Source organism: Synechococcus sp. N26, from assembly GCF_900473975.1.
Lineage (GTDB): Bacteria > Cyanobacteriota > Cyanobacteriia > PCC-6307 > Cyanobiaceae > Parasynechococcus.
In genome coordinates, this window is record NZ_UCNM01000011.1 from 109,483 (window position 1) to 125,347 (window position 15,865).

A 15,865-nucleotide genomic window follows, 5' to 3' on the forward strand; every position below is an offset into this window, starting at 1 on the left:
CCGATCGCCCCACGAGATGGACGTGCGGTGGCGCGCTGATGGCCCTGGCCCTCACCATCACCCAGATGGGGTGTCAGGCCCCGCCCCCCACCAGCCGGATCACGGTGGCCTCTGCAGGGCGAATCAGTTCCCTGGATCCAGCCCAGGCCAGCACCCTCGGCGCCACGCAGCTGATCAGCGCCCTGGGGGATCCGCTCTATCGCCTCAGGCGGGATGGCTCCCTGGAACCTCGCCTGGCGGCATCGGCCCCGGTTCTCAGTGATAGCGGTCGCACCGTCACGGTTCCCCTGCGCACCGATGTGCGTTTTCACGATGGAACCCCGTTCAATGCCGCAGCCATGGCCTTCAGCCTGCGGCGTTTCCTCGAGATCGGAACCCTCAGCTATGTGGTGGGCGATCGGATTGCGGCAGTGGAGGAAGCCGACAGCCACACCCTGCGGCTGCGCCTCAGTCGCCCCTCCACATCCCTGCAGGGCCTACTGACATCGATCAACCTCACCCCGATCTCACCAACGGCTTACAGCAACCACCAGGACCGTTTTCTGCACGACCGCTTTGTGGGGACAGGCCCCTACCAACTGACCCGCTTCAGCGAACATCAGCAACGCTTGGAGCCCTTTGCCCAGTACTGGGGTGAGGCGCCGCGCAACAACGGCCTCGATCTGATCACGCTGAGCAATTCCACGGCGCTTTACGGGGCATTGCGCAGTGGCGAGGTGGATCTGCTGCTCTCCGCCTCGATCGACGAAGACCAGCGCCACACCCTGCATGAACGGGCCAGCGCGGGGGAGCTGCACGAGTCGGTGGGTCCGGCGATGGAGATCGGCTACATCACCCTGCTGAGCAACCGGGAGCCATTCCAAGACCCCAAGCTCAGGCAGGCCCTGGCCGTCAGCCTGAACCGACGCGAGATCAGTGAACGGGTGAGCTACGGGCTGCGCCGTCCGCTACGGGCGCTGGTGCCCCCCAGCCTGGCCGGTGGCGCCATGGCCCAATGGCCCGAACACAACCCCGAGCAGGCCCGCGAGCTGCTGCAGGCAGCGGGCTACTGCAATGGCAGCACCCTGCGCTTTCCGCTCACCTTCCGCTCCAATGTGCCCGCCGACAAATTGCTGGCCCTCACCTGGCAGGCCCAGGTGCAACGGGACCTCTCGGACTGCCTGGTATTGGATCTCGATGGCGTCGAGTCGACCACCATCTACCGCCAGCTGGGGGAAGGTGCCTTCAAAGCCGTGATGCTGGATTGGCGCGGCAGCTACCCCGATCCGGAGGCCTATCTGACGCCGCTGTTGAGCTGCACCTCGGTGGAGGGCAACATCTGCACGGATGGAGAAGCAGCCATCAGCGGCAGCTTCTGGAGTGCCCCCGGATTGCAGACCGCCCTGCTGAACTCCGACACGCTGATGGGTGATGCCCGCCGCACCGCCCTGGACCGTGTGGACCATCTCTCCGCCGACGGTGCCGCCTACATCCCCGTCTGGCTGGATTCACCTCGGGCCTGGGCCCAGCTGAACCTCAACCCTCCACGATTTGATGGCAGTGGTCAGCTGATGCTCGCTGAGCTGGAGCGCCGCCAGGACGGAGCAATGAACAACTGATGGGACGTGCCCGAGACCTCGCCCGCTACAGCGCCACCCGCCTCGCCCTGGCGCCATTGATGCTGTGGCTGATCGCCAGCCTGGTGTTCCTGTTGCTGCGCGTCGCCCCAGGGGATCCCGTGGATGCAGTGCTCGGCAGCCGTGCCCCCGCCGCCGCCAAAGCCGCGATGCGGGCTCGGCTGGGCCTGGATCAATCGTTGCTGGATCAGTACCTCAGCTACCTCAACGGCTTGATCCACGGCGATCTGGGACAAGCCCTGATCAACCAGGAGCCGGTTCGAACCATCATCGGCAGAACCCTGCCCGCCAGCCTGGAGCTGAGCGTGATCGCCTTGGTGTTGGCTGCTGTGGTGGGGCTGAGCATTGGCTTCAGTGGCATTGCCCGGCCCGAGGGAAAGATCGACCTGGGCGGACGCCTCTACGGATTGGGCACCTATGCCCTGCCGCCCTTCTGGGTGGCCATGCTGGTGCAGCTGGTGTTCGCTGTCAGCCTGGGCTGGTTGCCGGTGGGCGGGCGCTTCCCCCCCAGCCTTCTCCCCCCCGAGGGCAGCGGCTTTTTCCTGCTGGACAGCGCTCTGCAGAACAACTGGGCCGCTTTTCGAGGCACCGTGCGTCACCTGATCCTGCCCGCGGGGACCCTGGCTCTGCTGCTCAGCGGCACCTTCACGACCGCCCTGCGACTGAACCTGCGACGCACCCTGCGCGGCGACTACGTGGAAGCGGCGCGCAGCCGCGGCCTTAGTGAGCGCCAGGTGATCCTGCGCCACGGGCTGCCCAATGCCTTGCTGCCGGTGCTCACCATTGCTGGCATCACAGTGGCCTCCTTGATTGGTGGAGCCCTGCTGATTGAAGTGACCTTTTCCTGGCCAGGCATTGCCTTGCGGCTGCAGGAAGCCATCAACCAGAGGGACTACCCCGTCGTTCAGGGGATCGTGGTGGTAATCGCCGCCCTGGTGGTGCTGGTGAGTGTTGCCGTTGACCTGCTGGTGGCCAGCCTCGATCCACGGGTGCGCTACTGATCCAGCAGCTGCTGGACCCTGCGACGGCCCAAACGATGCCAGCGCGTCTTGGAACTGGCGTCCATCAGGTGAACCGCATCGTTGCTGGGTGACGGGGAGTTCAGAGAATCAAGAAAACGGATGACTTCATGGGCAATCACCCGTTGAACCCTGAGGGGATTGACGCCCACCAACTCTTCGCCGAGCCGGAAGATGTCGTCCCCCTCTGACGCCTTGCCCTGGCCATCCACACGAATCGGCGAAAAGTGACTGGCCCCCTCCACCACCACCACCCGGCTGGCGGGATGCTCCGCCAATCCAGCCAAAAGAGCCAGCTGCTCATCCAGAGGAGGGGTGATCAGATCAAGGGTCCCACCCACCATCAACAGTGGAATCGGCAACGTCCGACTGGCCCGGTGCGGCCAGATCAACCCGCCAAAGCTGTTGAGCCCCACCACCGCCCGGGGCGGCGGGTCCATCACTTTGCTCTCCAGCACACGGCCTGCCGCCAGTTCGCACTGAAGCAATTCCGACAGGTTGGTGAGGGGCAAGCCCGCCAGGGCGGCTTCACAGCGCTGGGCCATCCCGGGCACCAGCTCCGCCCCACTGGCCAGGAGAGCCGTTAGGGCACCCAGGGAATGCCCCATCAGCACCACCTCGGTTCCGGGGATGTTCAGATCGCCCCGTTGCTGCGCCTCAACCACCGCCGCCAGGTCAGCCAAGCGATCACGAAGCGCTGCGGCACCATCGAACGACTGCCGCCCCTCGAGCAAACCCTGAACAGCCGCGGCATCGCTGCCGGGATGCTCAAGCACCAGCACGGGCCAGCCCGCCTGCATCAGCGAACGCGCCAGCCAGTGGAAGTGGTTGGGGTCCCCGCCCAGCCCCGGCATCATCAAAACCCAGGTCCGGTCCACACGAGGCGACTGGGGAATCCAACGTTCCAGCCGCAATGGCCGCGAACGATGGCCCACCACAAGCGTTGCGTGACGGGGAGCATCAGCCGAGGCAGAACGCTCCCTGCCCTGAAGGGGCTGCAGCCGAGCCTCCTCCTGAGCCAAAGCCCGCATCAAGGCGTGATGACGCTTCAATTCCAACCGCCAGCGGTTGGAAGCAGCCACCAACGCATCCAGATCAAGACACAACTGCGGGGTGGGCAACGCCTCCAACAAATCCAGCGTTGAAAAGGTTTCCTGCCGTTCAAGCAGCTGCTCCACCGTGGACAGCACCAGCGAACGGTTGATGCGCTGTCCGTCCTCCACACGAATCAATTCCCCCAGCGCATCCAGTAGCGGACCCGCCCCCCAGCTGCTGAGCAGCTGACGCCCGAGGCTGCGGCGGGAGAGCACCGGAGCCTGGAGCAGACGGATCAGCCCCTCGCGGTTCTCGGGGGAGAGAAGCCCCATCCAGGTGGACAGCTCCGATCGCGAGAGCTGCGCTGGATCAGCCGTCGGCGAGCGCACAAATGCTCCGAGTTCCTCCACCGAAACCGGAAGAACCACGCCGTCGATCTTGACCTCCACACGTTCTGTGGAGCCAACAGGCCACGATCCGCACGTGCTGAGCAGCAGACTGCCCACCAAGCCCATCGCGATGCATCGTCCTGTTAAGCGTCCGCGCAGCAACGCCTGACCCTCTGCGGTGGTGGAACCAGTTTCCATCACCCCTGAGAAATGTCACCCGACTGAGGTTCCTGGCGTCCATCGGTGCCGGCGGGGTGATGTTCATGACGCCGCTGATCTTTCATGCGATCGACTTCTCAGCGCGTGAAGTGGGAAGCGGCCTGGCCGTCTCTGCCCTGATCGGCACGGTGGTGCGCCTGCTGAGCGGCGCAATGCTCGATCGCGGCATCCGCTGCTCCTGGCCGGTGAGAGGCACAACCCTGTTGGCCATTGCAGCTGATCTGATCCTGCTGCAGGCTGACAACTACAACAGCTACCTGCTCGGACAACTGCTGCTGGGCTGTGCGGCGGGTCTGTACTGGCCTGCCATCGAATTGGCCGTTCCCCTCAGTTGCGGCAACCTTCCCTCCGGGCGGGGCTACGCCCTGGTGCGCAGTGCCGATGCCCTCGGCATCGGCATCGGCACGCTGATCGGAACCGCTGCCGCCACCCTTGGAATCCTGCGGACGGTGTACATCGTTGAAACAGTGTGCATGGGCGCTGTGTTGGTGCTGATCAGCCTTGTTCCGCTCCAGGACGGTCCGCCCTACCGCAACCTCAGCAGCAACAGCCCAGCGCCGGTTGGTCAACGGCCACGGCCAACAACCCGACTGCCCTGGTTGCTTCCCCTACTACCGGTGCTGCTGATCAGTGTGGTGGCCACAGGGATCCTGGCCCTTCAACAAAGTGCGCTTCCCCTCGATCTGGTGCGCGGCGGGCTGGCGCGACCGGCCCTGAGCGAAAGCCACAGCAGTGCTCTGATCGCACTTCAGTTGACCTTGCTGGTGAGCCTGCAGTGGCCGGTGGGCCGTTGGCTGGCGGAGCGAAGCGTTGCCTTCGGCCTCGGCTTGAGCCTGGCGGGCTTCAGTCTGGGCTGCAGCCTGATTGCTCTCTCCTCCCTGTTCGAGAACGGAACGATCCTGGTTCTGGCAGCCCTGCTGCCAATGGCCTTCGCCCAGGCCGCTTTCCTGCCCACGGCCACAGAAGCCGTCATTGAAGAGACGCCACCGGAACACCGGGGTTTGGCGATGGCGCTGTTTTCCCAGTGCTTCGCCATCAGCGCCATTGTGGCCCCCCTGGCTGGAGGAGCCCTGCTGGACCTTCAAAACAGTGGCCTGCTGCTCTGGCTGCTGATGGGTGGGGCCTGCCTGGTCGTGCTCCCCAGCCTTCGCAGCCTCAAGCCGCGCTACGGGGCGACAGCAACAGGCCAGGACATTGCCCTGCCGGAACAACAACGCTTTGATGCTCTTGCTGGGAGTTCAGGTCAACAACATTAATAAGAACTGACGCCAGAGGATGAAGTCCATACGAGGACCAAGAGAAAGCCATCTCTCAGATAGATGATGAAGATAAATACTGAAGAAGACCTGACTACTCTTGCCCTACCAATTAATCTCAACCAGAGACAGATGTCCACATTTTATAAAATTTGTAAGGAATGATCAGCCGCCAAACTGTGTTAGCCCCAACACTGCAAAAGCAAGATCAGATCGCTCAATGAAATGGTTCATGGCAATGCTGCTTGCCGTCGTGCTTTCGCCGCTTGCCAAAGCCGCACAGCACGATGAATGGGCATTGGTAGCTCATGGAGAGCGGAAGAAGGCGGCTTACCTGGTTCTGAGGACAATCACCCAGGAGATCGAACTCATTCCAGTTGAATCTTTGAATCAATGCGAGGCAATTGGACGTGGGATCATGAACAGTGGAAAGTTGAGCAAGTTCCTCAAGGGATACAAATGCATTCCGGGCTTGCTCTAAACGAACCATTAGAGATCACTGAATTTTCCCCAATCAAGCACTCTTGAACAGTCAAAGAGCGCTAGAGGGAATGCCTAGGGAATCAAATGCTTTGACTAAACGTTGAAAAGGAACTCCATCACATCGCCTTCATCCACCACATACTCTTTTCCTTCACTGCGCAGCCAACCCTTGTTGCGGGCTTCCGCCAGTGAGCCAGCTTCCAGCAGCTTCTCCCAACCGATGGTCTGAGCGCGGATGAAGCCCCGCTCGAAATCGGTGTGAATCACACCGGCAGCCTGCGGAGCGGTCATCCCGGCTTTGAACGTCCAGGCCCTTGTTTCCTTTTCACCGGTGGTGAAGTAGGTGCGCAGCCCGAGCAATCGATAGGTGGCCCGAATCAGGCTTTGCAGTCCACCTTCCGTTACCCCGAGACCTTCCAGATAGTCCGCGGTTTCCTCATCTCCCAGTTCCACCAGCTCCGCTTCCACCTGGGCAGAGATCCGCACCGTTTCGGCACCTTCCTTGGCGGCCAGTTCAACCACCTCGCTGCAGAAGGCATTGCCCTCAGCCAGATCGTCTTCACTCACATTGGTGGCATAGATGATCGGCTTGGCGGTTAAGAGCCCCAAGGGCTTGATCATCGCCGCTTCTTCCTCGTTCAGCTCGACGCTGCGAGCCGCACCACCGTTCTCGAGCACCGCCTGAATCCGTTCAAGAGCAGCATCTTCCACCTGCGCTTCTTTGCTGGTGCGCATCTGCTTCTTGAGACGCTCCCGGCGCTTCTCAATCTGAGCCAGATCCGCCAGACCCAGCTCAAGATTGATCACCTCCGCATCCCGGGAGGGACCCACTGACCCTGAAACGTGAATGACGTCATCGTCCTCGAAGCAGCGGATCACGTGAACGATCGCGTCAACCTCACGGATGTTGGCCAGAAACTTGTTGCCCAGACCTTCGCCCTGGCTGGCGCCTTTCACCAGACCAGCAATGTCGACAAACTCCATCCGGGTCGGAATGGTGTCCTGGCTTTTGCTCAGTTCTGTGAGCCGGTCCAATCGTTCATCGGGCACCGCCACTGTGCCGACGTTGGGCTCGATCGTGCAGAACGGAAAATTGGCAGCCTGCGCCTGAGCGTTGGCGACCAACGCATTGAACAAGGTGGACTTGCCCACGTTGGGCAATCCGACAATTCCGGCTTTGAGCATCGGCGGAATCTACCGGCCAGCGGCGAGACTGTTGTGAAGTTTTGTGGGCCCATGCTGCAGTCCTTGCGCTCCCCTGCGTCCCCATCGCCTGAAGCAGAGCTGGCCTCAGTGGCAAAAGCACGATCCAGACGGCGCAAAACAGCAATGGTGGGAGTGCTGCTGCTGGCCCTCGGCGGGGGTGGGCTGCTGCTGCGTTTCGGTCCTGGGAGCAACCGTCAACGGGATCTGACGCCCTTCACCACCACAGCTGAACGCGGCGTGCTCTCTGGAGTGATCAGCGCCAGCGGCGAACTGCAGGCCCAGCAGAAGGTGAACGTGAGTCCGCGCCAGCCGGGTCTGCTGGCGGAGCTGATGGTGGATGAGGGGGATGTGGTGGAGAACGAGCAGGTGCTGGCGGTGATGGATCGCGGCGATCTCGATGATCGGCTGCAGGAGAAGCAGGCTCTGCTGCGTCAGGCCGACGCCAACTATCAGAACAAGAGGGAGGATTTCGAACGTCGCAGCCAGCTGTATGCCAGCGGCGCGCTCAGCGCTGACGACTTCAGTGATGCACGCTTCGAGATGCTGGCCAGGCAGGCGGGTCTGGTGGCAGCCCGGGAACGGGTGGAGCAACTGGAACAGGAGAGCCGAGAAAAGACGATCCGCGCCCCCTTCTCAGGAACGATCACAGCGCGCTACGCCGAACCGGGGTCATTTGTGACCCCCACCACAGCCGCCTCGGCCACAGCCGGTGCCACCAGCGCCTCGATCGTTGAGCTCTCGCAAGGCTTGGAGGTGAGGGCCCGCGTTCCGGAAAGCGACATCGGCCGCATCCAGCCCGGCCAAACCGCCGAGATCAGGGTGGATGCCTATCCCGATGAGCGCTTCCAGGCAACGGTGAGTGAGGTTGCCCCCCGCGCCGCGAAAGAAAACAGCGTCACCTCCTTTGAAGTGAAGCTGAACTTCGTCAACCCGCAGAAGAAACTGAAGATCGGCATGACCGCCGACATCAATTTCCAAACCGGGCGCAGTGCGCCCGAAATTCTGGTGCCCACCGTGGCGATCACCCTTGAAGACGGCCAACAGGGTGTGTTGCTTGTGGGTGAAAACCAGCAACCACGTTTTCAGCCGGTGGAACTGGGCAACAGCAGCGGCGATAAGACTGCGATCCTGAACGGTCTCGAATCAGGAACCCGCGTGTTCATCGATCTGCCCCCATGGGCCGATCGCCGCGATTGACCCACCCACACTTTCAACACCGTCATGCCCGAGGCCACCGCCAAGCCCCTTCTGCTGCTTGTGGATGGCCATTCCCTGGCATTCCGCAGCTTCTACGCCTTCAGCAAGGGGGGGGAAGGCGGTCTGGCTACCAAAGACGGCCGGCCCACCAGCGTGACCTACGGCTTTCTCAAAGCCCTGCTGGACAACAGCAAAACTCTGAAGCCCGAAGGCGTTGCCATTGCCTTCGACACAGCCGAGCCCACCTTCCGCCACAAGGCGGACGCCAACTACAAGGCCCACCGGGATGTGGCCCCTGAGGTGTTCTTCCAGGACCTCGAACAGCTGCAGCAGATCCTCGAAACGCACCTGCAGCTCCCCCTCTGCATGGCACCGGGCTACGAAGCCGACGATGTGCTGGGAACCCTGGCGAACCGAGCGGCCGACTCCGGATGGGGCGTGCGGATCCTCTCGGGAGACCGCGACCTGTTCCAGCTGGTGGATGACAGCCGCGACATCGCGGTGCTCTACATGGGTGGCGGCCCCTACGCCAAAAGCAGTGGCCCAACGCTGATCCGCGAAGAAGGGGTGCTCGGCAAGCTCGGCGTGATGCCCGACAAGGTGGTGGACCTCAAGGCCCTCACCGGGGACAGCTCCGACAACATCCCTGGCGTGCGTGGTGTTGGCCCCAAAACAGCCATCAACCTGCTGAAAGACAACAGCGACCTCGACGCGGTGTACGCCACCCTCGAGCAAGTGGAAGCCGAAGGGCCGAAAGCAAGCCGGGGCGCCATCAAAGGAGCTCTGAAAGGAAAGCTGCGCGCCGACCGCGACAACGCCTACCTGTCGCGCAAGCTGGCCGAGATCCTCGTCGATGTTCCCCTGCCCAAGGAACCCAGCCTGCCGTTGTCGTCGGTGGATGCCGACGGCCTGAGCAGCTGCCTGGAAGACCTCGAGCTCAACAGCCTGCTGCGCCAGGTGGGCGGCTTTGTGGCGGCCTTCTCCGAAGGGGGCTACGGGGCCAATGCGGAGGCCGCTGCAGCCAAGACCCCCCGGCGCTCAGCCACCACAGAACCAGTAGCTGCAGAAGCCGCAACCGAGCCGACAACCCAAGACGACGTGGGTCTGCCGGCCCTGAAGCCGCAGCTAATCCAGACCGAAACGGCCCTGGACGCCCTGGTGCAAAGGCTATTGGCCTGCACCGACAGCAGCCTGCCTGTGGCCTTCGACACCGAGACCACCGACCTCAACCCATTCCGCGCCGAACTCGTCGGCATCGGCATCTGCTGGGGAGGGGCCCTCGACGCACTCGCCTACATCCCGCTGGGTCACAAAGGCAGTGAAGACAGCAGCCCGGAGCAGCTGCCCTTGGAAACCGTGCTCACCGCCCTCGCCCCCTGGCTGGCCAGCAGCAACCACCCCAAGGCTCTGCAGAACGCCAAATACGACCGCTTGATCCTGTTGCGGCATGGCGTTGCCCTGGGGGGCGTCGTGATCGACACGCTGCTGGCCGATTACCTGCGGGATGCCGCAGCCAAACATGGTCTGGAGCTGATGGCCAAACGGGAATTCGGCTTCCAGCCCACCGTCTTCACCGATCTGGTGGGCAAGAAGCAAACCTTCGCCGATGTGCCGCTGGAGCCCGCCAGCCTGTACTGCGGTATGGACGTGCACGTCACCCATCGCCTCGCCCTGCTGCTGCGACGTCAGCTGGAGGTCATGGGTCCGCAGTTGCTGCCATTGCTGGAGCAGGTGGAGCAGCCGCTGGAACCGGTGCTGGCCCGGATGGAATCCACCGGAATCCGCATTGATGTGCCCTATCTCCAGGGCCTTTCCGAGGAGATGGGCTCCACCCTGCAGCAGCTGGAATCCGACGCCAAAGCAGCCGCTGGAGTGGACTTCAACCTGGCCTCACCCAAGCAGCTGGGGGAGCTGCTGTTCGACACCCTTGGCCTGGATCGCAAGAAATCCCGTCGCACCAAAACCGGCTTCAGCACCGACGCCACCGTGCTGGAGAAACTCGGCAACGACCACCCGGTGGTGCCCCTGGTGCTGGAGCACCGGGTGCTCAGCAAGCTCAAGAGCACGTACATCGACGCCTTGCCGCAGCTGGTGGAAGCGGAAACCGGGCGGGTCCACACCGATTTCAACCAGGCCGTAACGGCAACGGGGCGGCTGAGCAGTAGCAATCCCAACCTGCAGAACATTCCGGTGCGCACCGAGTACAGCCGCCGGATCCGCAAGGCCTTCCTGCCTCAGGAGGGCTGGACCCTGCTCAGCGCTGATTACTCCCAGATCGAGCTGCGCATCCTCACCCACCTCTCTGGAGAAGAGGTGCTGCAGGAGGCCTACCGCAGCGGCGACGACGTGCACGCGCTGACCGCCAGGCTGCTGCTGGACAAAGACGAAGTCAGCCCGGACGAGCGTCGGCTCGGCAAAACGATCAACTTCGGTGTGATCTATGGCATGGGAGCCCAGCGCTTCGCCAGGGAAACCGGCGTGAGCCAGAGCGAAGCCAAGGAGTTCCTGGCCAAGTACAAGCAGCGCTACCCGAAGGTGTTCGCCTTCCTCGAGCTGCAAGAGCGGCTCGCCCTCAGCCGCGGTTATGTGGAAACGATTCTCGGCCGCCGGCGGCCGTTCCACTTCGATCGCAACGGCCTGGGGCGGCTGCTTGGCAAGGACCCACTAGAGATCGACCTAGACGTGGCCCGCCGCGGCGGCATGGAGGCGCAGCAACTGCGGGCGGCGGCGAATGCCCCGATTCAGGGCTCGAGTGCCGACATCATCAAAGTGGCAATGGTGCAGCTGCAAGACGCCCTGCAGCGTCAGGGCCTACCGGCCCAGCTGCTGCTGCAGGTGCACGACGAACTGGTGCTCGAGGTGGCGCCGGACGCCCTGGACGCCATCCGAGAGCTGGTGGTGCAGACCATGGAACAGGCCGTTGCGCTGAGTGTTCCCTTGGTGGTGGAGACCGGCGTCGGCGCGAACTGGATGGAGGCGAAATAAACGCAGCCGAACAGGCCGTAGCCTCATCCTGAGCTCCTGATCAGCTGTGTCCCTGCGCTTCACCAACAGCCTCACAAGCCGCACCGAAGCGTTCGAGCCCCTCACCGAGGGCAAAGCCAGCATCTATTGCTGCGGCGTGACGGTCTATGACCTCTGCCACCTGGGGCATGCCCGCAGCTACATCAACTGGGATGTGCTGCGGCGATATCTGATCTGGCGCGGGTACGACGTCACCTACGTCCAGAACTACACCGACATCGACGACAAGATCCTCAACCGCGCCAATGAGGAGGGCATCACGATGCAGGCGGTGAGTGAACGCAATATCGAAGCGTTCGAGGTCGACATGGGGCGTCTGAATATTCTCCCGGCCGACCGAATGCCACGGGCCACCGGCTGCATCGAAGGCATCCAGACACTGATCAGCGAACTGGAATCCAAAGGAGCCGCCTACAGCTCAGACGGTGATGTCTACTTCGACATTTCGAAGGCCAAGAACTACGGCAAGCTCAGCGGCCGCGACCCCAAAGACCAGCAGCAAGGAGCCAGCGGTCGAACCGCTGATGGAGAGGAAAGCCGCAAGCGTCATCCCTTTGATTTCGCCCTGTGGAAGGGGGCCAAAGCCGGAGAACCCAGCTGGGAATCCCCCTGGGGGCCAGGCCGCCCGGGCTGGCACATCGAATGCTCAGCGATGGTGCGCCAGGAACTGGGGCAAACCATTGACATTCACCTCGGTGGCGGAGATCTGGTGTTCCCGCACCACGAAAACGAGATTGCTCAATCGGAAACCGCCAACGGCACAACCCTGGCGAAGCTATGGATGCACAACGGCATGGTCAATGTCGGTGGCACCAAGATGTCCAAATCGCTTGGCAACTTCACCACCATCCGCGCCTTGCTGGACAGTGGAATCTCGCCGATGACCCTTCGCCTGTTTGTGCTGCAGGCGCACTACCGCAAACCGCTTGATTTCACCGCCGAGTCCCTTGAGGCCGCAGCCACCGGCTGGAAGGGTCTGAATGCGGCCCTGAGCCTTGGCGATCGCCACGGCGAGAGCCTTGGCTGGAGCATCGCCCCACCGCTCACAGAGGGCGCCATGACCGCCAACGGAGGTCCAGCCGACACCGCTCTGGTGGAGTTCGAACAACGCTTCATCAGCGCCATGGACGATGACCTCAACAGCTCGGGCGGACTGGCCGTGCTGTTCGATCTGGCCAAGCCCCTACGGGCCCTCGCCAACCGGCTGGAACGGGGGGAAGACTCCGCCCTGCCTGAGCCGGAGTTGAAAGGTCTGGAGGGGCGTTGGCAGCTGCTGCGACACCTGGCGGCGGTACTGGGACTGCGCTCGGAAGCGGAAGCCGCCACCAGCCTCGACGACGGCGCCATTGATGCAGCCATTGCGGCGCGCAAGGCAGCGAAAGCAGCCAAGGATTACGCGGAGGCCGACCGGATCCGGGATGAGCTCGTCGCCCAAGGGGTGGAGCTGATCGACAAACCCGGCGGAGTGACGGAGTGGATCCGCGCCTGATCCCGGCAGACTGAACCCCGATCCTGTTGCTCCCCATGCTCTGGCTGAAGAAGCTGAACTTCATGGAAACCGCCAAGCTCGAGATGGAGCTGATGAAGGCCCTTGATGCCGGCGAGGATCTTGAGGCGAAGCTCACGACTCAGAAGCAACTGGCCGCGTCCACGGGCGATGCGGAGCAAGCCTGGAAAGCAGAGGTGTGGGACAAGATGCTGCAGAGGATTCGCAAGATGGAATCCATGCTCAATTCCTCGGATCAGCCGTAGGCACTCTCCAGGTGAATCTCCTCAGCTAGGGATCAGATCAATCACGCTGATCACCAGACCAACGGCGATCACTGGCGGCGAAATCCAGCGCAGCATCACCAGCAGAAAGCGCTGCAGCCAGATCGGGCTCCCCGAATGGCTGAGCTCCTCTTGAAAACGGGCGGGAAGCACCCAACCCAGCAACAGGGCCAGGAGCAAGCCCCCCAGAATCAGCAGCAGGCCCCCAAACACGGAATCCATCCAGCCGAGAACCTCCATGGAGGTGGCCGCTGGAAGACCGGCCACAAAGATCAACGCCGCGGACACCCAGACGGCCCGGGAGCGGCTCCACCCCAGGCGATCGATCAAACAGGCCACCGGCACCTCCAACAGCGACACCGCTGAGGTGATCGCTGCAATCAGGGCCAGAGCAAAAAAGAGCACCGCCACCAGCTGACCTGTGGCGCCCAGCGAGCCCAGGCCCGTGGGCAGCGCGATGAAGATCGTGCCCAGGGTGGAGCCACTGATCACATCCTGGAGGCCAAAGCTCATCACCACGGGGAAGGTGACCATGCCGGCCAGCAAGCCCACAGCGGTGTCCATCCCCACCACCGCCACGGCTTCCCGCGGCAGGTGGGCGCGCCGGCTCAGGTAGGCCGAATAGGCCAGGATGCAGCCGATGCCCGTGCCAATCGAGAAGAAGGCCTGGGTGAAGGCATTGCGAATCGTGGTGGGGTCCTGCAACTGGCTGTTGTCCCAGCGGAGCAGGAAGGTGCGATAGCCCTCCGAGGCCCCATCAAGACCAGCGGCCCATACCGCAAGGCCAATCAGCAGCACAAACAACAGCGGCAGCCCCCAGCGGGACAAACGCTCAATGCCTCCGCGCACGCCGGCCGCCACCACAGCAGCAGTCGCCACCAGGCTGAGCAGCTGGCCGATCAAGGCGGAGCGGCCGCCACTGAGGCCGGCGAAAAAGGCTTCCGCTGAAGCGATATCCGCCGGGAGCCCCTGGGTGAGGGTCTGCACCAGGGTGGCCCCGGTCCACCCCATCAACACGGCATAGAAGGCCAGGATTCCACTGGCCGCCAGCACGAACAGCCAACCCATCGGCTGCCAACGGCGACCGGCGGCCGCCACTGGCGCGAGCAGGGGGCTTTGGCCGGTGCTGCGCCCCAGCACCATTTCGGCCACCAGCACCGGCAGGCAGACCAACAGCACAATCACCACGTAGAGCAGCAGGAAGGCGCCGCCACCTCCCTGGGAGGCGCGGTAGGCAAAGCCCCAGAGATTGCCCAGACCCACGGCACTGCCCGCAGCCGCCAGGACAAACCCCAGGCCCGATCGCCACTGTTCCTTCGCCATGCGCTCTCCACAAGCTGTCCGCCAGCTTGCCAGCGTTCAACGGTCCTGGTGGGAGACTTGTCGCAACTGCCGGAACAGCATGAAAGCCATCAGCGTGCTGGGATCCACCGGTTCGATCGGCACCCAGACCCTCCAGATCGCTGAGGAGTTTCCAGAGCAGTTCCGCGTTGTGGCCCTGACGGCCGGCCGCAACCTGAAGCTTTTGGTTGACCAAGTTCAGCGGCATCGCCCTGAGGTGGTGGCCCTGGCCGATGCCGATCTCCTGCCCGAACTGCAGGAGCGTCTGCAGGGCGCCGGCGTCACAGGCGCTGATGCACCCCAGCTGGTGGGAGGTGCTGATGGTCTCAACGTTGCTGCCGCCTGGGACAGCGCCGACCTGGTGGTGACGGGCATTGTTGGTTGCGCCGGTCTGTTGCCGACCCTGGCGGCGATCCGCGCCGGCAAAGACCTGGCTCTGGCGAACAAGGAAACGCTGATTGCAGCCGGCCCCGTGGTGCTGCCGGAGCTGAAGAAGAGCGGCAGCCGTCTGCTGCCGGCGGATTCGGAGCACTCAGCAATTTTCCAGTGCCTGCAGGGAACCCCCTGGGCTGAAAACGCACGCCTCTCCACCGGCGTGCCCACACCGGGGCTGCGCCGGATTCAGCTCACAGCCTCCGGCGGCGCCTTCCGCGACTGGACGGCCGCCGACCTTGAAAAGGCCACAGTGGCCGATGCCACCAGTCACCCCAACTGGAGCATGGGCCGCAAGATCACCGTGGATTCCGCCTCCTTGATGAACAAGGGGCTGGAGGTGATCGAAGCCCATTACCTGTTCGGCCTGGATTACGACCACATCGAGATCGTCATCCATCCCCAGAGCATCATCCATTCGATGATCGAACTGGCAGATTCCTCCGTGCTGGCCCAACTGGGCTGGCCCGACATGAAGCTGCCCATCCTCTACTGCCTGAGCTGGCCCTCACGCCTGGAGACGCCATGGCGGCGACTGGATCTCACGGAAGTGGGTCAGCTCAGCTTCCGGGCCCCCGATCCCGCCAAGTACCCCTGCATGGAGCTGGCCTACGCCGCCGGACGCGCCGGCGGAACCATGCCGGCGGTGATGAATGCTGCCAACGAGGAAGCCGTGGCGCAGTTCCTCGAGGAGAAGATTCACTTCCTCGATATCCCGACAGTGATCGAGGCCGCCTGCGAGCGTCATAAACCCGATCTGATGACCCAACCCCAGTTAGACGACGTGCTGCGGGTGGATCAGTGGGCGCGAACCGCCGTTCGGGAACAGGTGAACCGCGGTGTGACCCGTTTGCCCATGGGAGCGCTCGCCGCTTAGG

Annotated in this window: 12 protein-coding genes; 9 read left to right on the forward strand and 3 right to left on the reverse strand. The window is 63.2% G+C overall.

Annotation, left to right across the window (positions count from 1 at the left end; genetic code table 11):
• The first annotated feature begins 38 nt into the window (after positions 1-38).
• Both DXY33_RS11015 and DXY33_RS11020 read left to right on the forward strand, forming a co-directional pair.
• Complete coding sequence (locus tag DXY33_RS11015) at positions 39-1,598, forward strand: ABC transporter substrate-binding protein (protein WP_115132916.1); 1,560 nt, start codon at positions 39-41, stop codon at positions 1,596-1,598.
• Positions 1,598-2,617 carry an ABC transporter permease gene (locus DXY33_RS11020; protein ID WP_115132917.1) on the forward strand — a complete coding sequence of 340 codons (1,020 nt, stop codon included), beginning with the start codon at positions 1,598-1,600 and terminating at the stop codon, positions 2,615-2,617. The genes DXY33_RS11015 and DXY33_RS11020 overlap by 1 nt, the downstream gene beginning before the upstream one ends.
• On the opposite strand, the gene DXY33_RS11025 is transcribed toward DXY33_RS11020, so the two are convergent.
• The gene (locus tag DXY33_RS11025) at positions 2,611-4,257 is read right to left on the reverse strand and encodes an alpha/beta hydrolase (protein WP_115132918.1); all 1,647 of its coding nucleotides are present in this window, start codon (positions 4,255-4,257) and stop codon (positions 2,611-2,613) included. The genes DXY33_RS11020 and DXY33_RS11025 overlap by 7 nt on opposite strands.
• Before the next feature lie 5 nt (positions 4,258-4,262).
• Between DXY33_RS11025 and DXY33_RS11030 the strand changes: the two genes are divergently transcribed.
• Together DXY33_RS11030 and DXY33_RS11035 are read left to right on the forward strand one after the other, a co-directional pair.
• Complete coding sequence (locus DXY33_RS11030) at positions 4,263-5,534, forward strand: MFS transporter (RefSeq protein WP_256377211.1); 1,272 nt, start codon at positions 4,263-4,265, stop codon at positions 5,532-5,534.
• A 232-nt stretch (positions 5,535-5,766) separates the two neighbouring features.
• Positions 5,767-6,015 (forward strand): hypothetical protein, encoded by a 249-nt coding sequence (locus tag DXY33_RS11035; RefSeq protein ID WP_170951039.1) that lies wholly within the window; start codon positions 5,767-5,769, stop codon positions 6,013-6,015.
• 95 nt (positions 6,016-6,110) lie between these two features.
• On the opposite strand, the gene ychF is transcribed toward DXY33_RS11035, so the two are convergent.
• The gene (gene ychF, locus DXY33_RS11040) at positions 6,111-7,202 is read right to left on the reverse strand and encodes a redox-regulated ATPase YchF (protein ID WP_115132921.1); all 1,092 of its coding nucleotides are present in this window, start codon (positions 7,200-7,202) and stop codon (positions 6,111-6,113) included.
• Positions 7,203-7,253: 51 nt separating this feature from the next.
• On the opposite strand from ychF, the gene DXY33_RS11045 reads away from it, so the two are divergent.
• From DXY33_RS11045 to DXY33_RS11060, 4 genes are read left to right on the forward strand one after another with little or no spacing between them, the layout of a single operon-like run.
• Complete coding sequence (locus DXY33_RS11045; protein ID WP_244276038.1) at positions 7,254-8,420, forward strand: efflux RND transporter periplasmic adaptor subunit; 1,167 nt, start codon at positions 7,254-7,256, stop codon at positions 8,418-8,420.
• Between the two features lie 24 nt (positions 8,421-8,444).
• Entirely contained in the window at positions 8,445-11,405 is a 2,961-nt protein-coding gene (gene polA, locus DXY33_RS11050) for a DNA polymerase I (protein WP_115132923.1), read from the forward strand.
• A gap of 46 nt (positions 11,406-11,451) precedes the next feature.
• Positions 11,452-12,933, forward strand: coding sequence for a cysteine--tRNA ligase (gene cysS / locus DXY33_RS11055; RefSeq protein ID WP_115132924.1), 1,482 nt, complete (start codon positions 11,452-11,454; stop codon positions 12,931-12,933).
• 35 nt (positions 12,934-12,968) lie between these two features.
• Positions 12,969-13,196 (forward strand): hypothetical protein, encoded by a 228-nt coding sequence (locus DXY33_RS11060; RefSeq protein ID WP_115132925.1) that lies wholly within the window; start codon positions 12,969-12,971, stop codon positions 13,194-13,196.
• 21 nt (positions 13,197-13,217) lie between these two features.
• Here the strand turns inward: DXY33_RS11060 and DXY33_RS11065 are convergent, their stop codons facing one another.
• The gene (locus DXY33_RS11065; protein WP_115008619.1) at positions 13,218-14,537 is read right to left on the reverse strand and encodes a sodium-dependent transporter; all 1,320 of its coding nucleotides are present in this window, start codon (positions 14,535-14,537) and stop codon (positions 13,218-13,220) included.
• A 79-nt stretch (positions 14,538-14,616) separates the two neighbouring features.
• Between DXY33_RS11065 and DXY33_RS11070 the strand changes: the two genes are divergently transcribed.
• Complete coding sequence (locus DXY33_RS11070; RefSeq protein WP_115132926.1) at positions 14,617-15,864, forward strand: 1-deoxy-D-xylulose-5-phosphate reductoisomerase; 1,248 nt, start codon at positions 14,617-14,619, stop codon at positions 15,862-15,864.
• The last annotated feature ends 1 nt before the right edge of the window (position 15,865 follow it).

Coding starts and splice junctions, on each gene's coding strand:
- DXY33_RS11070 (WP_115132926.1), top strand. CDS start 14,617: ATGAAAGCCATCAGCGTGCTGGGATCCACCGGTTCGATCGGCACCCAG.
- DXY33_RS11020 (WP_115132917.1), top strand. CDS start 1,598: ATGGGACGTGCCCGAGACCTCGCCCGCTACAGCGCCACCCGCCTCGCC.
- DXY33_RS11060 (WP_115132925.1), top strand. CDS start 12,969: ATGCTCTGGCTGAAGAAGCTGAACTTCATGGAAACCGCCAAGCTCGAG.
- DXY33_RS11035 (WP_170951039.1), top strand. CDS start 5,767: ATGGCAATGCTGCTTGCCGTCGTGCTTTCGCCGCTTGCCAAAGCCGCA.
- DXY33_RS11025 (WP_115132918.1), bottom strand. CDS start 4,257: ATGGAAACTGGTTCCACCACCGCAGAGGGTCAGGCGTTGCTGCGCGGA.
- DXY33_RS11065 (WP_115008619.1), bottom strand. CDS start 14,537: ATGGCGAAGGAACAGTGGCGATCGGGCCTGGGGTTTGTCCTGGCGGCT.
- DXY33_RS11045 (WP_244276038.1), top strand. CDS start 7,254: ATGCTGCAGTCCTTGCGCTCCCCTGCGTCCCCATCGCCTGAAGCAGAG.
- ychF (WP_115132921.1), bottom strand. CDS start 7,202: ATGCTCAAAGCCGGAATTGTCGGATTGCCCAACGTGGGCAAGTCCACC.
- polA (WP_115132923.1), top strand. CDS start 8,445: ATGCCCGAGGCCACCGCCAAGCCCCTTCTGCTGCTTGTGGATGGCCAT.
- DXY33_RS11015 (WP_115132916.1), top strand. CDS start 39: ATGGCCCTGGCCCTCACCATCACCCAGATGGGGTGTCAGGCCCCGCCC.